This is a genomic window from Sphingomonas sp. Ell38C01 (assembly GCF_055231975.1).
Map to the genome: position 1 here is coordinate 2,855,137 of NZ_JBUYVA010000001.1, position 18,856 is coordinate 2,873,992.

Here is an 18,856-nt window from a genome sequence, read left to right on the forward strand (position 1 = left end):
CATGTCGCACGCCGCGATCGAGGATTTCGCCGGACGCGTGAAGCCACGCGACGCATCGAACCTGCTGCTGTGGGCGATCGTCGGTTTCTTTGCGCTGTTCCTGGTCTGGGCGCTGTTCACCGAGCTCGACCGGACCGTCCACGGCGCGGGCCGCGTCGTGCCGACCGCGCAGTTGCAGGTCGTGTCCAATCTCGAGGGTGGGATCGTCAAGCAGATCCTCGTCCGCCCCGGCGACGTCGTGAAGGCGGGCGATCCGCTCGTCCGGCTCGACCAGACGCTGCTCGGCGCCGAGTTCGGCAGCAGCCAGTCCGCCACCGCCAGCCTCCAGGTGAAGATCGCCCGGCTCGAGGCCGAGCTCGCGGGTCGCGCGCCGAACTTTCCCGCCGCCAGCGATGCCGCGCTCGCCTCGCAGATCGCGATCGAAAGCTCGGTCTACGCCTCGCGCCAGTCCGAGCTGATCGGGCTCACCGGCGCCGCCAGCGCACGCCTGTCGCAGGCCGAACGCGCGGTCGCGGAGGCCGAGGCGAACCGCGCCGCCGCGATCACTTCGCGCGATTCGGCCAAGCAGCAGGCGGACATGCTCCGCCCGCTCGTCACCAACGGCATCGAACCGCGCGTGTCGCTGATCCAGGCCGATCGCCAGGCCTCGGTCGCCGCCAGCCAGGCGATCGGCGCGAGCGAGGCGATCTCGCGCGCCCGCGCCGCGGTGGTCGAAGCGCGCTCCAGCCTCAGCCAGATCCGGCAGGACTGGCGCGCCAAGGCCGCACAGGAACTCGCCGCCGCGCAGGCCGAGGTCGCCGCCAAGCAGCGCACGATGCCCGCGCTCGAAAGCCGCGTCGACCGCACCATCGTCCGCGCGCCGCTCGCCGGCCGGATCAACCGCGTGATGACCTCGACCGTCGGCGGCACGATCCGCCCCGGCGAGCCGATCGCGGAGATCGTCCCCGCCGAACGCGGGCTGACGATCGAGACGCGCGTCAAGCCGTCCGACATCGCCTTCGTCCGCATGAACCAGCGCGCGCTCGTGAAGATCACCGCCTACGACTATTCGATCTATGGCGGGCTCGAGGGCAAGGTGATCGGCATCTCCCCCGATTCGGTGCTCGAGGAGAAGACGGGCGAGAGCTATTATACCGTCCGCGTCCGCACGCAGGGCGATGCGCTGACCGATCAGAACAACGGCCAGCGCCTGCCGATCGGCCCGGGCATGATCGCCGACGTCAACCTGATCGGCGACAAGCGTACGATCATGAGCTACCTCCTCACCCCGATCTCGCGCCTGTCGGAAACCGCCTTCCGCGAGCGGTGACGCTGCCCCGCCCCTCCCGCCGCGACCTGTTGCGGATCGCGGCCCTCGCCCCCGCGCTGGTCGCAGCGCCCGGATGCGCGGCGCAGGCGGCGGGCGCGGTGTCGCTCCCCGACTATCGCCGCCCGGGCGACCTCGACGACACCGCCGCGCTCGCCCGCGCCTTTGCGACCGGCCGCCCGGTCCACGCGCCTGCGGGCCGCTACCTCGTTGGCAACGACGGCACCGCCTCGCTCCCCCCGCGCGCAACACTGACGGGAGACGGCATCGGCCGCACCGTCTTCGCCCGCTCGTACCGCGCGCCCAAACCCTTCATCCTGTTCCATGACAGCGGCAGCGCCGACGTCGCGAAGAACCTCACCGGCCTCGTCATCCGCGACCTCACCTTCGAGGACGAAGTCGCCAAACGCGGGTTCGAGGAGTTCGCCTATCTGGTGATGCTCAACGGCGTCACCGACGCGCTGTTCGAACGCGTCGCATTCCGCGGCTTCCGTGGCGACGGGCTCCACCTGGGCAGCGGCACCACGCTCGGCGCCGAGCGCCACAACCAGCGCGTCACCGTCCGTGACTGCGTGTTCGACGGGGTGAACGCCAACAACCGCAACGCGATCTCGATCATCGACGGCGACGGCATCGTGATCGAGCGCAGCCACTTCCTGAACGTCACCCGCTACGGCGACGGCAGCGCAGGTGCCGGCGACCCGATGAACCCGCGCACCGGGCTCGGCGCGCCCGGCGCGATCGATATCGAGCCCAATGGCGACGGCTTCGCGATCGTCCGCGACATCACGATCCGGGGCAACCGCTTCACCGGCGGCGGCGGCTATGCGGTCGCGCTGATGCTCGGACAGAACGGCCGCGTCACCACCCCGCACCGCGGCATCCGCATCCTCGACAACATCGTCGAGGACCGCGTCGGCGGCATACAGGCGTTCGGGCAGAAGGGTGATCGCGCTGCCACCGTCGCGCTGCCCTATGATATCGAAATCCGCGGCAACACGCTGACCCGCGTCGACAAGCCGCTGTTGATCGACGGCATCCGCGGTACGACGATCGCGCGCAATCGCTTCACCGACTGCGCGGGGCATGCCGAGCTCGGCTATGCCGCCACGATCGCCGATGTCACGCTCGCCGACAACGTCTTCACCCGCAGCGGCAGCGCCGCCTCATGGTTCGCGCTGTGGGTCCGCGACAGCGTCGGCCTCACGGTCGCGCGCAACAGCTTCATCGACATCGGCACCCCCGGCCAGCGCAAGGGCACCGCCATCGCCTTCGTCGCCGGCACCGCCCGCCGCCTGACGCTCACGGCCAACCGCTTCGCCTCTCCAACCGGGCGCATGGCGCAGGCCGCGACCGTATTCGACGGTGCCCGCATCGACCGCGCCGGGCTCAGCCTGACACAGAACGACATCGCCTTCCCAGCACCAACGCTGGCGGACGTGCTCGGCACGGCGGCTAAGTAATCCCCGTCACCCCGGACTTGATCCGAGGTCCCGCTTATTCATCCGCCAGCCGCGGTTACGCCCCCCGCCGCCGCATCGCGATCCCGATGCTCATCACCGGCAGGAAATACATCCACTGGAACACGAACGACTCGATATACGGGTTCGTCCACACCGCCAGCGCGACCGAGGCGAACCCGCCGGCCATGTAGATGTCCTCCGGCGCCATCTCCCGCCGCGACAGCCGCGAGATCAGTGCGCCGCCATACAGGAAGAAGGTCGACATATAGACGAGCGTGCCGATCACCCCGACGCGCAACAGCGTCGCCAGCGGCATCACCTCGTACCGCCAAGGGAACAGCATGTTGCGGATATAGGGCACGCCCACGCCGTGGCCCACGCCGATGCCATAGCTGTCGAGGAACCCGTTCCACAGCGCCACCGTCTGCTCGCTGCGCTCCGATCCGCCCCCGCTCGTCAGCTTCTCCATGAACCGTTTGTAGATCACGTTGACGTCGACCGTGGAGAACACCGTCGTCAGCACGACGATCACGATCAGCCCCGCCACCCCCAGCAGGATCGTCGGCAGCAGGATCGATCGGCTCGATCGGTCCGCGATTCCCAGCCGGCTTCGCAGCAGCGCGCCGACGAACACCCCCATCGGGATCGACAGGATCAGCGCCGACCGCCCGGAGGTGATCGCCGCCAGCAGGACGACGATCGGCAGCGCGAACCGCAGCCACCGGTTCCGCACCAGCGTCGGCTGCGCGAACAGCCCGCCCGCGAGGAAGATCATCGATCCGTAGACGAGGAAGTTCGCGCCCGCATAGCCGTCCGCGACGTTCACGTTCACGTCCGACGACAGGAACGACACCGCGCTCGCCCCGAAGCTCAGGAACGCATAGAAGAACAGCGCGACCGAGACGACCGAGACGCCGGTCAGCAGGATCAGCCACTGCGTCACCCTCGCCAACCCGACATACTGGAACAGCGCGGTCGACATCGCGATCCACATCAACGGCGAGACGACATAGACGAACAGGATCTGGTTCGACGCAGGCTTGGGCGCGCCGTTGACATAGCCGACCCACACATAGATCGCGGTCAGCACCACGCCTGCGAAGTACGTTACCATCACCTTGTCGAGATACGGGTCGCGCCGGATCAGCGTCAGGCACAACAGCGACGTGAGGACGAACAGCCCCGCCTCCAGCGCCTGGAAGGTGTGCGGCAGCACCGCCGCGAACCCCAGCGACACGAACAGGAAGAAGCGCACGAGCGACGCCAGCGCATCCTCAGCCTCATGGCGGATCACCGGGGCGGGACGGGCGAACGCCATGTCAGCGGTGCCCCCGGCCGGTCGCGATCGTCCGCCGGACGGTCGCCAGGATCGTCGGCAGCGCGCGGTACAGCATCGCGAACCCCTCGACGGTGAAGCGGAATTCGGTCGCCGATCGCCGGAACAGCGCCCGCCCCATCCGCGACACCGGCTCGACCAGCAGCGTCACCCCCGCGATCCCGTACGCCTGCGCCCGCGGCAGGTGCTTGAACGCGTAGATGATGTTGCTCTGGAGCGCATACCAAAGCCGGTGCGCCTTCACCTGATCGGAGGTGCCCCCCTGCGCGTGATACGCGACCGGCCCCGCCTCGTAGCGGATCGTCCAGCCGGACTTCACGATCCGCCGCGACAGGTCCAGATCCTCAAGGTACACGAAGAAATCCTCGTCGAACCCGCCCACCGCCTCGAACACCGCGCGGCGGACGAGGTAGAAGGCGCCCATCACATGCGCCACCTCGCGCGACGTCGCATGGTCGAACTCCAGCATCAGGATCGGCGGAAACCACGCCCGCGCGATCCGCGTCAGCCCCAGCGAGTTGCCGATGAAGCTGCGCCATGTCGGGAACCGCGCGGTATGCCGGTGCGCCACGCCGTCGCGCCCCGCCAGCCGGATCCCGACCACGCCGACGCGTTCGTTGCCCGGCGCGGCGATCGCCGCCAGCGCCTGCGCGATCGTCCCTTCGCCCACTTCTGCATCCGGGTTGAGGAACAGCAGGAAGGGCGCCCGCGCGCCCTTCGCCGCCAGGTTGCACGCACGCCCGAATCCCAGGTTGCGCCCCGCCCGGATCACCTCCAGCGCGATGCCTGGCACCGTCACGTCGGCAGACCCGTCGGTCGATCCGTTGTCGACCACGATCACCCGATCGACCTCGCCCGCGTCATGCGCGGCGACCGAGCGCAGGCAGTCCGCCAGTTGCACGCCCGCGTTCCAGTTGACGACGATCACGTCGGCACGCGCACGCACGGCCATGGTCGGTGGCGCCCCGGTGCCAGCGTCGGAAATCATCTCGGCCATCCGCGGCGATATGCCTTCCGGGGCGGGTTTGCGCCACCCGCAAAACACCGCGGCTCGACACCGCCCGCATGGCCTCTATGACCGGACGCCATGCCGACACCCGCCACGCCCGGCCTCGACCTGATCCAGCACGACTGGACCTACCGCCCCAGCGCACCGCCGCTCCCCGCGCGTCTGTTCCGCATCCGCGACCGGCTCCTGCGCCGCGCCCCGCCGCCCGCGCAGCTTGTGCTGAAGGCCCCCGCGACGGTCGCCGCCTGGACGCTCTGGTTCGCCTTCAGCCCTGACGGCACGCTCGCCCCGCCGCAGCGCGAGACGCTCGCCCGGCTGCGCGCGCTTGGCCGCCCGCTCCTCGTCGTCTGCGCGGCGCCTTCGCCCGAAGCGATCCCGGCCGAAGTCATCGCCGCCGCCGACGCGCTGGTCTGGAAGGATCTGCCCGGTTTCGACTTCTCCGCCTATGCCGCCGGGCTCTGGACGCTCGCCGAGCACGCGCCGGGCAGCGACGCGCTCGTCCTCAACGATTCGATCTACGGCCCGTTCGGCGACCTGACGTCGTGGCTCCGGCGGATGCGCTGGGACCTCACCGGCTTCACCGCCACCTCGAACCTTGAAAACCACATCCAGAGCTACGCCTTCCACCTGAAGGCGGTCACCCAGGCACGGATGGAGGCGCTCGCCGAGATCCTCCCCCGCGATTTCGCCTACGACAGGTTCTGGCAGGTGGTGGTGAACCAGGAAACGCGCTTCGCCCGCATCGCCAGCGCGACGATGTCGGTCGGCGCACTCGCCTATGTCGATGCGAAGGCCGCGGTCGATCCCACGCTCCAGCTTCCGGTGCCGATGGTCGCCGCCGGCTTCCCGTTCCTCAAGCGTTCGCTCCTGGGCAAGTTCGCGCAGGAATATGACCGGGACGAGATCGTCGCGCTGCTCGAGTCCCGAGACTATCCGGTGAAGGCGCTGTAGCCGTCAGCCCCGCTCGGGCACGAACCGCGTCAGCATCCGCGCATCCGGGCGCGCCCGCGCCGCGCGCAGCTGGAGCAGCGTCTCGACGATCCCGGCGGGCAGCAATCGCGCCACGCGCGCGGCCATCCCGCCACGCAACCGGTGCGGCCCCGTCTGCCGCGCGGTGCCCGCTTCCCAGTCCACGACGTAATCGCTCTGCTGCGGCATCCGCGCGAACGGCACCACGTCAGAGATCCGCTTCGCCACGACGAAGATATAGGTCGATCGCCGCGAGGCGTTATGCCCCACGCGGCCGCCCACCTCCGCCGGATCGCGCACCGCCAGCCAGTCCGCGTCGACGAACATCGGCACCAGATACACGCCCTCGATCGCATAGCCGTTCGCGGGGGTCAGCGTGCGGAAGAAGAACTCCGGGCTGAACTGATAGAAGCCGTGACCGTTCTCGTTGTTCGACGGCACCGCGACGATCAGGTGCCCGCCGACCTTCGGCAGCGCCATATAGGTCGCCAGCGCGGTCTGGCACGAGAACACATGCTCCAGCGTCCCGCCGTCGAACACCAGCGAGAAGCGTCCGCCCGCCCCCGCCGGCAGCGGCTGGTTCAGGTCGTGGATCACGGTCGCGCCTTCGAAGTCCGATATGTCCATCGCGTCGACCGTCGCCGCGCCCAGTCGCGCGAACAGCGCGTTGCCGAATCCGTCGGCCGTGCCCGCGATCGTCCCCGCCTCCGCCGGATCGATCGTCTCGCCGAAGCGCGCGAAGACGTCGGAAACCTGCTCGGGCGTGACCAGCAGGTCCTGCCGCCCGATCGTCAGCGTGTTCGAAAAATCGACGCCCGTCCGGCGCACGCGCAACAACAGCCTCAGCGACTGGATCTCGATACCTATAAGCGGCGGGCTATGCGATCATGACGGAGGTGTCGAGAGCGGCGTCCACAGCGCGCGCATCCGCGTCGCCCCCACCACCCGTGCGATCTCATCGACCAGCGGGTGCCGCGTCAGCCGCAGCAGCGCCGCCCACAGCGCGACGCCCATCGCCACCGATACCGCGATCGCGCGAAACGGCACCGCCGCCGCCCAGTCGAAATGCAGCATCAGCGCCGCCGCAGGCGCCACCGCCGCGACCGTCAGCAACCCCGCACGCGCATACACCACCAGCAGCTCGCGCTTGCGCACCCCCGACAGGCCGGAGAGCATCGGTACGTATAGCGCTACCCCGACGAGCGAATCGATCACCCGCCCCGCCGCCGCGCCCGCCAGTCCGTACGTGCAGCCATAGGCGAACGCCGCCAGCCCGATCACCGATCGGATCGCCTCCAGCCTGCCCTGCCGCCCCACCTGGTCGCGCAGCACGAACAGCTCGTGGTTCATCGCGAACGCCAGCGCCAGCATCTGCGCCACCATCAGGATCGCCAGCGGCGCGGCGGCGGGCAGCCACCGCTCGCCAAACAGCACCAGCGTCACCGGCCCCGCCAGCACCGCGATCCCGGCGAGCAGGGGCCACATCAGCGCCAGGATCACGTCCAGCCCGCGCAGATATGCGGTCCGCAGCCCCGCGCCCGCCCGGTCGTCGTCCGCCAGCTTGGCGAACAGCACCCGCGCCGCGCTGCCGTACAGGTTCTGGAACACCGTGTTGGAAAGCCCGCTCGCGCGCGAATAATAGCCCAGCGGCGCGAATCCCAGGATCCGCCCCAGCAGGAAATCCGACAGCCGCATCGTCAGGACGGAGACACCCCCGATCGCCAGCGTCTTCAGCCCGAACGCCACCATCGTCCGCCACCCGCGCACCGACATCGCCAGCGACACATGCCCGCGCGCGGCGACGCCGAACCCGACGACGCCGACGATCGCATAGGCCAGCCCCCCATAGGCCGCGCTCAGCGCGCTCGCCCCCATCAGCGCGGCGGCGACGCTGACGACCGCGCTCGCCACGGTCCGCGCGATCGTCACCAGCGAGATCGCGCGGAACCCCATCTCGCGCTGGAGCATCGTCGCCGGCCGGAACTCGAGCGCGCCCAGCAGCGGGATCAGCGCCAGCAGCCGCAGCACCTGCCCCACCGCCGGCTCCCCTGCGGTCACCCATGGCGACCAGCTCGCCGCGAACACGATCGCCGCCAGCAGCGCGCAGACGCCCGCGTTGATCGTGAACGCGGTCGCCAGCGTGCCCGCATGCAGGTCGCGGTCGCGGACGATGAAGGTGCCCACCCCGAATGCCGAAATCGCCTGGAGCATCCCGACCACCGCAAGGCCGGCGGCATAGATCCCCACCTCGCGCGGCGACAGGATCCGCGCCAGCGCCACCGTCGTCCCGAACGTCGCGACGAACGACAGCAACTGTCCCGCCAGCGACCACGCGAACGCCCTGCGTACCGACATCTAGTGAGGCCCCGTCGTCATCACCCGCGGCGGTAGGCGGCGTCGCGCATGACCGCAAGGCGAAGACCGGGCTTCAAAACGCGCACCGTCTTCGCCAAGGCGGCGCGATGACCGCCCCGATCGAACCCACCGCCGCCCGCTGGCTCCGCGACGCCGTCCTTTCGCGTCTGCCCGGCCGCATCGCACGCCACGGCCACGCCGCGCTCCGGCGCGCCGCGCTCGCCCGCATCGCCCACGAGACGCGCCCGATCGCGCTGCTCGCCACGCACGATCTCAGCCGCAGCGGCGCGCCGCTCCTCGTCTTCGAGATTGCACGCCTGCTCCGGGAGGACGGCTATGCCCCCATCGTCGTCTCCCCGACGGAAGGCCCGTTCGGCGGCGAATTACGCGCCATCGGCGTCCCGGTGCTGGTCGACCCCGCCATCGCCACCGCGCCCGCCTGGCTGCGCACGCTCGCCGACCTCGCCACGCTGGCGCTGTGCAACACGATCGAGACCGCCGCGGTCGCCGCCGCGCTCGCCCTGCGCGTGCCGACCTTGTGGTATCTCCACGAAGTCTCGCTGCTCGAGGCCCGCCTGCCCGATCCAGTGGTCCGCGCCGCGATCGCCGCAGTCGCGCAGGTCTGGGCCGGCAGCGCGATGTGCGCGGACCTGCTCGCCCCCGTCCGCGCCGACGTCACGATCGTCCCCTACGGCGTCACCCCGCTCGGCGATCCCCCGACGGCCACGCCCGCCGCGCCGCTACGCGTCGGCGTCTTCGGCTCGATCGAACCCCGCAAGGGGCAGGACCTCGCCGTCGCCGGCTACGCGCTGCTCTCCGCCGAAGACCGTGCCCGCATCGCGCTCACCCTCTACGGCCGCACGCTCGTCCCCGATTTCGCCGCCACCGTGGCGCGCGACGCCGCCGCCCTCGGCGTCACGCTCGCGGGCGAGCTCGACCGCGACGGTTACGAAGCCGCCATGCGCGCCACCGACGCCGTCCTCGTCAGCTCGCGCGACGACACGCTGCCGATCGTCTCGATCGATGCGCTCGGGCTCGGGCGGATGCTTCTCCTCGTCCCCAGCGTGGGCACGAAGGCCTGGCTCACCCCCGACACCGACTCGCTCGTCGCGGACACCACGTCGGCGGAGGGCATCGCCACGCTGTTCCGAACCGCCCTCGCCCGCCAGCCCGACGCCGTCGCCATCGGCACCGCCGCCCGCCGCGCATTCGACACCCACTTCTCCCCCGCCGCCTTCCACGCCCGCCTCACCGAGGCGGTCGCGGCGTTGCTCAAAGAGAAAATCCCCCCGTCACCCCGGACTTGATCCGGGGTCCCGCTTCTTCTTTTCTCTGAGCGCCGGCCAAAAGCTGGACCCCGGATCGAGCGGGGTGACGGGTGAGGAAAAGGCATCGCCTGAGGCGACACACGTCCCACCCTCGTTACCGAGACCCATATCCCGTCAACACCGTCCGCACCGTCCGCACGATGATGAGCAGGTCGATCCACGCCGAATAATTCTTGATGTAGTAGAAGTCGTAGTTGAGCTTGCTCTGCACGTCCTCGATCGCGGTGACGTGTCCCTGGCAGACCTGCGCCCATCCCGCGATCCCCGGCCGGACGATGTGGCGATAGCGATAGAAGGGGATCTCCGCCTCGTACCAGCGCGACAGCACCTCCGCCTCCGGGCGCGGGCCGATCCAGCTCATCTCGCCCTTCAGGATGTTGACGATCTGCGGCAGCTCGTCGATCCGCGTCGTCCGCAGGAACCGCCCCAGCCGCGTCACGCGCACGTCGTCGGGCTGCGTCATCGCATGATCGCGCGCCGCGTCGGACGCGTGCGACGCGACCGTCATCGTGCGGAACTTGTACACCATGAAGGGCACGCCCTTGTACCCGACGCGCTGCTGCCGGAACAGCGCCGGGCCCGGCGAGGTCAGCCGGATCGCCAGCCCGATTCCCAGCAGCACCGGCAGCAGCACGACGCCCGCCGCCAGCGCGGTCACCCAGTCGACCGCGCGCTTGATCGACATGAACGCGGAAACGGGCGCGAGCGAACCGAAGCTGTTCTCCGACAGATGCTCCAGCGCGACGCGCCCTGTCAGCGATTCGATCAGGTGCTTTGTATGATAGACGGGCAGCCCCGCCAGCGCGAAGTCGGCGAGCCGCCGGTCCCAGTCGCTCGGCAGGTCGATCCTGAGATCGGCTGCCACCGCGTCGAGCCCCGTCGGCCATTCCGAGGCATCGCCCAGCCGGACCCACGTCACCCCCGGCAGCTGCAACAACGGCGCGTCGTCGCCGAACGGCAGCACCCCGACGCGCAGCTCGGATCGCCGCTGGAGCCGCGAGTGGATCGCCAGGAACCACACCACGCTCACCATGTATCCCGCGAGCAGGATCGTGCGGTTGTAATCCAGCCGGCTCACGATGAAGAACAGCAGCAGCAGCGTGTACGACAGCGTGAACGCGGGCAGGACGTACGCGGTCTTCTCGATCCCCGGATAGGTGCTGACGTTGCGGAACAGCCACGTGCCGACGAAGATCGCGATCACGCTGCCGTACAGGCCGTTCGTCATCGGCTGGAGCTGCATCGTATCGGGCAGCGTCGCCGCGCGGATCACATAGGGCAGGAACGCCGCGAACAGCAGGCAGCCGCCAAGCTGGAAGCGCAGCCGGTGGAGATGCCCACGCTGCGGGAGGTCGCCCGAACTCGTTGCCATGATGCGTGTCTTGTGGATCGCCAGTTGCGGTGTACGCCGCGGCCGGAACGCCCGCCGCCGATGGCGTCATAGGCGCGCGCGCGGCGCGAGGCAATTCGCGGGGCGCCCTCGCCACGGTTGAGCGGGAGCGCGCCCCACGATATAGCGCCGCGCTCCCGCCGGTAACACACAGTGCTCAGAACCCTTTTCCGCAAGAAGCCTCTCGCAGTGCCGATGATTCCGCCCGGGCGACGCGTCTACGCGATCGGCGACGTGCACGGCCGTCTCGACCGGCTCGACGCGCTGCTCGCCGCGATCGACGCCGACGATGCCGCGCGTGGCCCCGCGGAGACCTCGCTGGTCCTGCTCGGCGACCTCGTCGATCGCGGCCCCGACTCCGCGGGCGTCGTCGCGCGCGTCGGCGAGATGATGCGCGATCGCCCCGGCACCGTCCTGCTGATGGGCAATCACGAGGAGATCCTCCTCACCGCCGCGCGCGGCGAGCGCCAGGCGCTGTCGCTGTTCGACAAGGTCGGCGGGCGCGAGACGCTGCTCAGCTACGGCGTCGATGCGGCGGCGTACGATCACGCCGCGCTCGACCAGGTCGGCGCGCTGATCCGCGAGACGGTGCCCGAGGAGCACCTCGCATTGATGGCGTCCGGCATCGATTGCCACCGCGTCGGCGGTTACGCGTTCGTACACGCGGGCATCCGCCCCGGCATCCCCCTCGACGCGCAGAAGCCCGAAGACCTGCGCTGGATCCGCCAGACCTTCCTCCAGTCGCGTGCCGATCACGGCGCGATGATCGTCCACGGCCACACCATCACCCGCGACGTCGATGTCCACCCCAACCGCATCGGCATCGACACCGGCGCCTATGTCCACGGCATCCTCACCGCGATCGGACTGGAAGGCGAGGACCGCTGGTTCCTGCAGAGCGGGGCGGACTGAAGCATCCTCTTGCCTTGGAGGAGCGGATCGTGCGGCAAGCGGCACATCCCATCCGTTCGCCCTGAGCTTGTCGAAGGGCGGCCCGCCGCCTCGACCCGTACGCGTTGCCATGAAGTCGAACGCCCTTCGACAAGCTCCGGGCGAATGGTCGCCGGGTTCCCGTCCCTACCCCACGGTCACCCGCGTCACCGTCCCCCCGATCGCCTCCATCGAAGGCGGCGCCGGCACCACCAGCGTCAGCCACTGCGCCCCGCATCCCGACGGCACCGTCACCGATCCTGCAGAGCGTCCGCCCCGATCCGCATCGCCCGCCAGCGTCACCCGCCCCAGCTCCGCACCGCCCGCCGCGCACGTCACCCGCAGATACGGCCGCGCCTCCGCGGGCGCATCGACCCGCTCGCTCGCCACCGCCACCCGGTGCACGCCCGGCGCCAGCACCAGCAGCTGCCGCGCCACCTCGCCTCCCTCGCCCGCCGCCGCGGTGAAGACCAGCCGCCCGCCGCCATCCTCGCGCTCGATCCGCGCCGAGGCGGTCGCCGCATCGCTCGGCACCCAGTCGAACGGTGTCGGCGCGTCGGGCGCCGCCGCGAACGCGCCGTCGCGCACCCCGCCGCGAACCGCCTTGGGATTACCCGCGGCATAGACCGACCACGCGGTGTCGTACGCCCCCGCCGCCACCAGCCGCGTATAGAGCGCGCCCGTCGCCGCCGATCCGGGATCGACGCCATAGCGCAGCAGGTCGACATAGAGCGCCGCAGTCGACGCCGGATCACGCCCGCTCTGCGCCAGCTGCTGGAGATACAGCCCGCCCCAGGCCGGTCGCCGCGCCAGCGTCCGCGCCAGTTCGGGGCGCAGCGTCGCATCGGTCGCCGCCTCGACCAGCACCGGGAACAGCAGCGACGGTGCGGTGCCCGAGGTCCTCAGCGCGATGTCATAGTGCCGCAGCGCCTCCGCGACATCGCCCCGCGCGACCGAATACTCGATCAGACCCAGCTGCGCGGGCAGCGATCGCCGCGACAGCGCCTGCGACGCGGTGAACGCGCGCAACGCCGCGCGGTCCTCCCCGCTCGCGAGCCCGACGACGGCAAGCGCTGTCGGGTTCAGCGCATCGCGCGCGATCGACGCCTTCGCAAGCGCCAGCGCCTCACCCCGCGCCGCGCCCGACGCATCCTCCGCCTGCACCTTGACCAGCGCCATCTGCGCCTGCGCGATCGCGTTCTCGCCATTCGCGCGCAGCGCCGCGTCGGGCTGCCGTGTCGCCAGCGCGAGCCCCGCGCCGTTGCGCGCCGCACACACCCCGGTCACCAGCAGCACGATCAGCGCCGCCGCCACCGCGGGCCGGCGCAGGCGCGCCGCGACGCCCGCGATCACGTCCGCGCCTTTTTCTCGCGCCCGTAGCTATAGCCATATTCATAGCCATAGCCGCTCGTCCCGCGCCGCGATTCGAACTTCGTCAGCACCGCGCCCAGCACGCGCGCATTGGCGCTGCCCAGCCGGTTGAGCGCGGTCCGCACCAGGCTCGACCGAATGCCGTGCGACTCGACCGCATAGATCACGCCCTCCACCTGGCTCCCGATCAGCGGCGCGTCGGCCAGACCCATCACCGGCGGCGAATCGATCACGACATGGTCGAACCGCGTCAGCAGCTGCGCGATCAGCACGCGCAGCCGGTCGCTCGTCAGCAGCTCCGCTGCATTGGGCGGGATCGGGCCGGAGGTGATCGCCGAGAAGCCGAACTCGGGCACGACATGCAACAGCGCGTCGATTTCGTCGTCGCCCGCCAGGAAGTTGCTGAGCCCCCGCTGGTGATCCGTCCCGATCAGCTGGTGGACCGAAGGCGATCGCATGTCGCCGTCGACCAGCACGACGCGCTTCTGCGCGCGCGCCAGCGAGGTCGCCAGCGCCAGCGACGTCGTCGACTTGCCCTCCGCCGGCCGCGTCGACGTCACCGCGATCGAATCGGGCACGCCATGCTCAGTCGAGAAGGACAGGTTCGTCTGTACCGCCAGATACGCGTCGACCATGTCGGACTTGCGATCCGCCAGCGCCTCCACCGGCGTCCGGTTGAGCAGCTTGGGCACGCTGCCCAGCAGCGGCAGGCCGGTCATTCGCTCCACCTCGGTCGGGTCCGCGATCGCCTCGTCCGCCTGTTCCAGCAGGAACGCCGCGATGCCGCCCAGCGCGCAGCCAGCGACCAGCGCGAGCAGCATGTTGAGCACCAGCCGCGGGCTCGACGGGCGCGATGGCATGTCCGCCGGATCGACGATCGCGACGTTGTTCACGCCCACGCCGCCCGCGACGCCGATCTCCTTGTAGCGCTGCAACAGCGCGTCATACAGCTGGCGGTTCGTGTCCGCCTCGCGCTGGTAGATCGCGTACTGGATGTTGCGCCGCCGCAGGTCGAGCATGCTGCCCTTCAGCCCCTCGACGCGCGACTTCAGCCCTTCCTCGCGCCCCGCCGCCTCGCGATAGGCCAGTTCGAGCGCGCCGGAGATCCGGCCTTCCTCGCCCGACAGGCTGCGGTCGATCTGGTCGATCTGCGATTTCAGCGCCTTGGCCGGCGGATAATCCGGCTCGAACTGCGTCATCAGCTTTTGATAGTCCGCCGCCAGCTCGGCCCGCTTGCCGCGCAGCGAGTTGATCGCGCTGTTGCCCAGCGCCTCGGTCGCCTGCCCGCCGCGCCCGGTCGTCGCGCGATACCGCGCCTCCGCCTGCACCCGGTCCGCGGTCGCCTGTCCCAGCGCGACGTTCAACGCGTTCAGGTCGTCCGACACGATCGATCGCTCACCCGCCCCGCCCGCATTGGGCAGGTTGATGATGCGCTGGCTCGACGCGTAGTTGACGAGGTCGCGCTCGGACGTCTCCAGCCGCTGGCGCAGCTGCACCAGCCGCTTCTCGAGGAAGTCGCGCGCATAGGAATTCGCCTGATAGCGCCGCGCCAGCGTCACCTCGATGAAGCTCTGCGACCAGGAATTGGCCACCTTCTGCGACAGCGCCGGATCGGGGCTCTCGAAGCTGACGTCGACCAGCCGCGACGACCGCAACGGCGACACGTCGACATTCTTGAGCAGCGTCGCCCCCGCGATCCGCAGCCGCACGTCGCGGCCCGCGGCGGGCAGGCGCCCGCTGCGATCGGGGATGAAGATGGGGCTGTCGTTCGACAGCTTGAACATCTCGAAGAACTTGGGGTCGTCGACCAGCTTGAGCTGTGTCGCCACTTGCTCGGCGAGCGAGCGCGACTTCAGCAGGCCGTACTGCGTCTGGTAGAATTCCTGGTCGGCGTCGCTCGCTTCGGCCTGCACGCCTTGGATATTGACGATCTTGTCGCTCTCGCGCGCGATCTCGACCGTCGTCGTCGCGGTATATTGCGGCGTCATCAACAGCGTGATGACCAGCCCGATCAGCAGGCACGTGCCGATGATCGCGCCCAGCACCTTCTTCCAGCGGAAGGCGAGGCGCAGGACATAGCGCAGGAACGGCGTCGGCTCGGCCTCGCCGGGGCGGGGCGCGCCGCCTGCGGGGACCGGGTTGCGGCGGACGATGGTGTCGGTGGTCATGATCGTGCGCGCGCCTTACTGGATGATCGCGACCAGCGGTGCGGCGAGCACCGGGGCGACCGAGACGAAGTCCTTGAACATGCGGCGGGCCGGCGAGTCCCCGACGACGACGATGTCGTTGGGATAGATCATCGGATCGACATAGGCGCCGCGCCGGATCTGGCCCAGGTTGTAGAGCCCCGCGATCTTCTTGTTGTTGACGGTGCGCAGGATGACGACGTCGTCCAGCTTGGCGAACTCGCCCAGCCCGCCGCTCGCCGCGATCGCGCGCATCAGCGTGGTGCCGTTGGTGACGGGATACTGGCCGGGCTTCGATACCGATCCGTCGATCGTCACGGTCTGGCTGACGGATCCCTTGATCGTCACCGTCACCTGCGGGTTGCGGACATATTTGCCGCGCAGCGTCGCGTCGATCTTCTGCGACAGCTCGGTGGCGGTCATGCCGTTCGCATCGATCGTCCCGACCAGCGGCATCGCCACGCGCCCGCCGCTGTCGACGGTCACGTCGCGCGTCAGCTCGGGCACGCCGAACACCTCGACGTTGATCGTGTCGAGCGGGCCGATATAGCTCGGCCGGTCGGGATAAACGAGATCGGTCCGCGACGGCGTCGGCAGCTCGGCGGCCTCGATCACCTGCAGGGTCGGCGTGGATACCAGCGGCTCGCGCTTGCCGCATGCCCCCAGCAGGAGAATGCCGCACAGGACCGGCAACAACGGTCGGATCATCCAAGCCTTCCAGATTATGACTAATGCCCTCCCCGACGCGCATACCGGGATGGGCGAACAGCGTAAAGCGACGATCAGTCGTCGCGCCCGGACTCCGATGGAGCCTCCGACGAGGCGGGCGTCAGCAACCAGCACGCCGCGATCGTGGTGAGCACCAGGATCAGCGGCGTACGCGCCGGATAGTCGACCGCGCTGGCCCCCAGCACCATGAACAGGATGACCGATCCCGCGCGCGCCGCCAGCGCCTGCGCCGAAACCGGCGCGCGCCACGCGCGCACGCTGGCGATTCCCCACCAGACGACGAACGCGACCAGCAGCAGCCCTGCCGACACCCCGCCCTCCAGCACCAGCTGGAGCAGGTCGTTGTGAGCCTGGTTGAAATATTGCGTCGACAGCATGTCGAACGGCTCGAACCGGCGGTACAGCGCGTCGAACGATCCGAACCCCGAGCCGACCGGAAACACGCTTGCGGTCATGTCGACCACGGTCGGCAGCGTCTGTGCACGCAGGTCCTGCGTCGCGTCGAGCGTCGAGAGCCGGCGGAACGATTCGTTGCGCCCGAACAGCACCAGCACCACCGCAAGCCCCACCGTCGCCGCCGCGCCGATGCCCAGCATCCGCCACCGGTCGCGCCGCGGCGCCCCGCGATAGCGGTCGCGCAGCGCGGGCATCGCGATCGCCAGCGCGGCCGCCGCACCGACGATGCCCAGGACGATCCCCGCGCGCGATCCGGTCGTGGGCAGCATCAGGATCAGGAACCCGCCCAGCGCCAGTGCCGCCCAGCCGCGGAACCGTCGCTGGTCGGTCCGCAGCCCCGGCATCGACGCCCATGCCGCCAGCATCGGCATGCCCGCCGCCAGCAGCAGCGCCTGATGGTTGCGGTTCGCCAGGAAGCCCGTCGCCGATCCCTCGTTGGTGAACGCGTACCACCGCAACACGCTGTCCGTTCCCCCGGACACCTGCGCCAGCCCGACGAACCCGCTCGCGAACACCAGCACGATCGCGATCGGCACCAACTGCGCCCGCCGCGCGGACGACACCCGCGACATCCCGACGAGCATCGCGAGCGGCACCAGCAGCGAGAACAGCGCGCTGTACGCCCGGTCGGGCACCATCGCGATCGGTCGCCACGGCTGCGCGATGCCGGCGATCGTCGCACTGTCGAGAAGCACCGCGCGCCCCGGCATCGCTCCCCACATGGCGGGCGGCAACGGCACCAGCTGGATCGCGATCACCGCCGCGCACAGCCCCAGGAAGACGAACCCCGGCCGCAACGCCCGCGCCGGTCCGGCCGCGTGCGGATCGAGTAGCCACGCGGCCATCGCCAGCACGCTCGCCACGCGGACGACGATCTGCCCGAACGAATCCGCGCGCGCGCTCCCCCCCGCCAGTGCCACCACCGCGATCAGCGCCAGCAACACCAGCGGCTGCCTGCGCAACGCCGCGAAGCCGCCCGATCGCGACAGGTCGAATGCCAACGCCATTTTACTCACCGACAGGGGGTTAGCTCGCTAGTGCACCGCCGCACGGAACGACGATGACGCGCCCTACCCGTTCTGCGCGATCGAGAAAAGCGCCGGGCGTCCGACGCCGGGGCCTGCCACTGTGTCATCGCCCCGGACTTGATCGAGGCCTCTGCGAAAGTGGGTACTCGGACAGTCGAGATATGATTCTCTGTTGGAAAGCGGATCGTGTGATGTCGGAGCAGCTTGGTTTGGTGGAGAGTCGTTCTTGCCCGCGGATTTGGGACGCAATGCGCATCCGGAGCGGATCGCGGCGTTGACCTTGCCTCAATCGCCTACAATTTCAACCGCGCCGCAGCCACGCCCGCGCGCTGAGGCCCACGTGCCAAACCGCATCGTGCAGGCTGTGTGCCGGCCGTAGGGCCACACACCCGCCCCTCCCGACAGGCCACTCGACGGTGCACACCCAGACACCGCCACGTCGCAGAGGCCTCGACTTGATCCGGGGCCAGCCTCTTATCGAAGGGACGGCCGAAACGAACCTCGACTCCAATCCAAACATGTCCGGGCCGACCCCAAGGCATGGAACCTTCTTGCCGATCGTGCGGAAATCCGACCCGCCAACATCCACCCAGCTGCAGCGCACACGTAGAAGGGGCGCCTTCCCCGGAAGGAAGACGCCCCGTCTTGAACATCAAGCTCTTGAAAAAGAGACTTACGGGCTGTTCGGCTTGTCGTTGTTGTCGGCGACGATCACGATGCCGGCAACAACCGCAGCCGCTGCGAGGATCGCGACGATAACGCCACCGCCCGACAGCTTTTCCTTCTTCGCCTGCGGAGCGGCAACGCGTGCCGACTTCGCGAGCGACAGCTTGGCCGCATCGGCCGACGCCACGGCGGGGACCGCCGTGAGCGACAGCGCGATCGCCGAAACTACCGCGTTCTTGAAAACGCCCATCAAAAATACTCCCTTTAGAAACTCGAAGAGCTTGCAAGCCTATTGCACAGCGAAATCAGCCAGGCAACCCGTTTTGCCGCCGAT

15 protein-coding genes are annotated in these 18,856 nt (G+C 69.6%); 5 read left to right on the forward strand and 10 right to left on the reverse strand.

Annotated elements, in window-relative coordinates; all coding sequences use genetic code 11:
• The first annotated feature begins 1 nt into the window (after window position 1).
• A complete protein-coding gene (locus ACV7NO_RS13550) occupies window positions 2-1,309 on the forward strand; it encodes an HlyD family type I secretion periplasmic adaptor subunit (protein ID WP_463406498.1) in 1,308 nt (435 codons plus the stop codon).
• Window positions 1,306-2,769, forward strand: coding sequence for a right-handed parallel beta-helix repeat-containing protein (locus ACV7NO_RS13555; protein WP_463406499.1), 1,464 nt, complete (start codon window positions 1,306-1,308; stop codon window positions 2,767-2,769). Before ACV7NO_RS13550 ends, ACV7NO_RS13555 begins: the two co-directional genes overlap by 4 nt.
• A gap of 55 nt (window positions 2,770-2,824) precedes the next feature.
• Here ACV7NO_RS13555 and ACV7NO_RS13560 read toward each other — a convergent pair whose 3' ends face one another.
• Both ACV7NO_RS13560 and ACV7NO_RS13565 read right to left on the reverse strand, forming a co-directional pair.
• Window positions 2,825-4,087 (reverse strand): hypothetical protein, encoded by a 1,263-nt coding sequence (locus tag ACV7NO_RS13560; protein WP_463406500.1) that lies wholly within the window; start codon window positions 4,085-4,087, stop codon window positions 2,825-2,827.
• A gap of 1 nt (window position 4,088) precedes the next feature.
• Window positions 4,089-5,102 carry a glycosyltransferase family 2 protein gene (locus ACV7NO_RS13565; RefSeq protein ID WP_463406501.1) on the reverse strand — a complete coding sequence of 338 codons (1,014 nt, stop codon included), beginning with the start codon at window positions 5,100-5,102 and terminating at the stop codon, window positions 4,089-4,091.
• A gap of 90 nt (window positions 5,103-5,192) precedes the next feature.
• On the opposite strand from ACV7NO_RS13565, the gene ACV7NO_RS13570 reads away from it, so the two are divergent.
• Window positions 5,193-6,065, forward strand: a complete 873-nt coding sequence (locus ACV7NO_RS13570) for a hypothetical protein (RefSeq protein ID WP_463406502.1) — start codon at window positions 5,193-5,195, stop codon at window positions 6,063-6,065.
• 3 nt (window positions 6,066-6,068) lie between these two features.
• On the opposite strand, the gene ACV7NO_RS13575 is transcribed toward ACV7NO_RS13570, so the two are convergent.
• Together ACV7NO_RS13575 and ACV7NO_RS13580 are read right to left on the reverse strand one after the other, a co-directional pair.
• The gene (locus ACV7NO_RS13575; protein ID WP_463406503.1) at window positions 6,069-6,911 is read right to left on the reverse strand and encodes a methyltransferase domain-containing protein; all 843 of its coding nucleotides are present in this window, start codon (window positions 6,909-6,911) and stop codon (window positions 6,069-6,071) included.
• Window positions 6,912-6,968: 57 nt separating this feature from the next.
• The gene (locus ACV7NO_RS13580; RefSeq protein WP_463406504.1) at window positions 6,969-8,438 is read right to left on the reverse strand and encodes an oligosaccharide flippase family protein; all 1,470 of its coding nucleotides are present in this window, start codon (window positions 8,436-8,438) and stop codon (window positions 6,969-6,971) included.
• Between the two features lie 107 nt (window positions 8,439-8,545).
• On the opposite strand from ACV7NO_RS13580, the gene ACV7NO_RS13585 reads away from it, so the two are divergent.
• The gene (locus ACV7NO_RS13585) at window positions 8,546-9,745 is read left to right on the forward strand and encodes a glycosyltransferase (RefSeq protein ID WP_463406505.1); all 1,200 of its coding nucleotides are present in this window, start codon (window positions 8,546-8,548) and stop codon (window positions 9,743-9,745) included.
• Between the two features lie 115 nt (window positions 9,746-9,860).
• Here the strand turns inward: ACV7NO_RS13585 and ACV7NO_RS13590 are convergent, their stop codons facing one another.
• Window positions 9,861-11,138 carry a sugar transferase gene (locus ACV7NO_RS13590; protein ID WP_463406506.1) on the reverse strand — a complete coding sequence of 426 codons (1,278 nt, stop codon included), beginning with the start codon at window positions 11,136-11,138 and terminating at the stop codon, window positions 9,861-9,863.
• 213 nt (window positions 11,139-11,351) lie between these two features.
• Here ACV7NO_RS13590 and ACV7NO_RS13595 point away from each other — a divergent pair, with 213 nt between their 5' ends.
• Window positions 11,352-12,068 (forward strand): metallophosphoesterase, encoded by a 717-nt coding sequence (locus ACV7NO_RS13595; RefSeq protein WP_463407354.1) that lies wholly within the window; start codon window positions 11,352-11,354, stop codon window positions 12,066-12,068.
• A gap of 165 nt (window positions 12,069-12,233) precedes the next feature.
• On the opposite strand, the gene ACV7NO_RS13600 is transcribed toward ACV7NO_RS13595, so the two are convergent.
• The 5 genes from ACV7NO_RS13600 to ACV7NO_RS13620 all read right to left on the reverse strand — a co-directional run bounded on the left by ACV7NO_RS13600 (window position 12,234) and on the right by ACV7NO_RS13620 (window position 18,772).
• A complete protein-coding gene (locus tag ACV7NO_RS13600) occupies window positions 12,234-13,439 on the reverse strand; it encodes a hypothetical protein (protein WP_463406507.1) in 1,206 nt (401 codons plus the stop codon).
• Window positions 13,436-15,625: a GumC family protein gene (locus ACV7NO_RS13605; protein ID WP_463406508.1), complete on the reverse strand. Its 2,190-nt coding sequence runs from the start codon at window positions 15,623-15,625 to the stop codon at window positions 13,436-13,438. Before ACV7NO_RS13605 ends, ACV7NO_RS13600 begins: the two co-directional genes overlap by 4 nt.
• A 15-nt stretch (window positions 15,626-15,640) precedes the next feature.
• Window positions 15,641-16,351 (reverse strand): polysaccharide biosynthesis/export family protein, encoded by a 711-nt coding sequence (locus tag ACV7NO_RS13610; protein WP_463406509.1) that lies wholly within the window; start codon window positions 16,349-16,351, stop codon window positions 15,641-15,643.
• A gap of 74 nt (window positions 16,352-16,425) precedes the next feature.
• Window positions 16,426-17,835, reverse strand: a complete 1,410-nt coding sequence (locus tag ACV7NO_RS13615) for an O-antigen ligase family protein (RefSeq protein ID WP_463406510.1) — start codon at window positions 17,833-17,835, stop codon at window positions 16,426-16,428.
• A gap of 694 nt (window positions 17,836-18,529) precedes the next feature.
• On the reverse strand, window positions 18,530-18,772 hold the full coding sequence (locus ACV7NO_RS13620; protein ID WP_463406511.1) for a hypothetical protein: 243 nt from the start codon (window positions 18,770-18,772) through the stop codon (window positions 18,530-18,532).
• Between the last annotated feature and the right edge of the window lie 84 nt (window positions 18,773-18,856).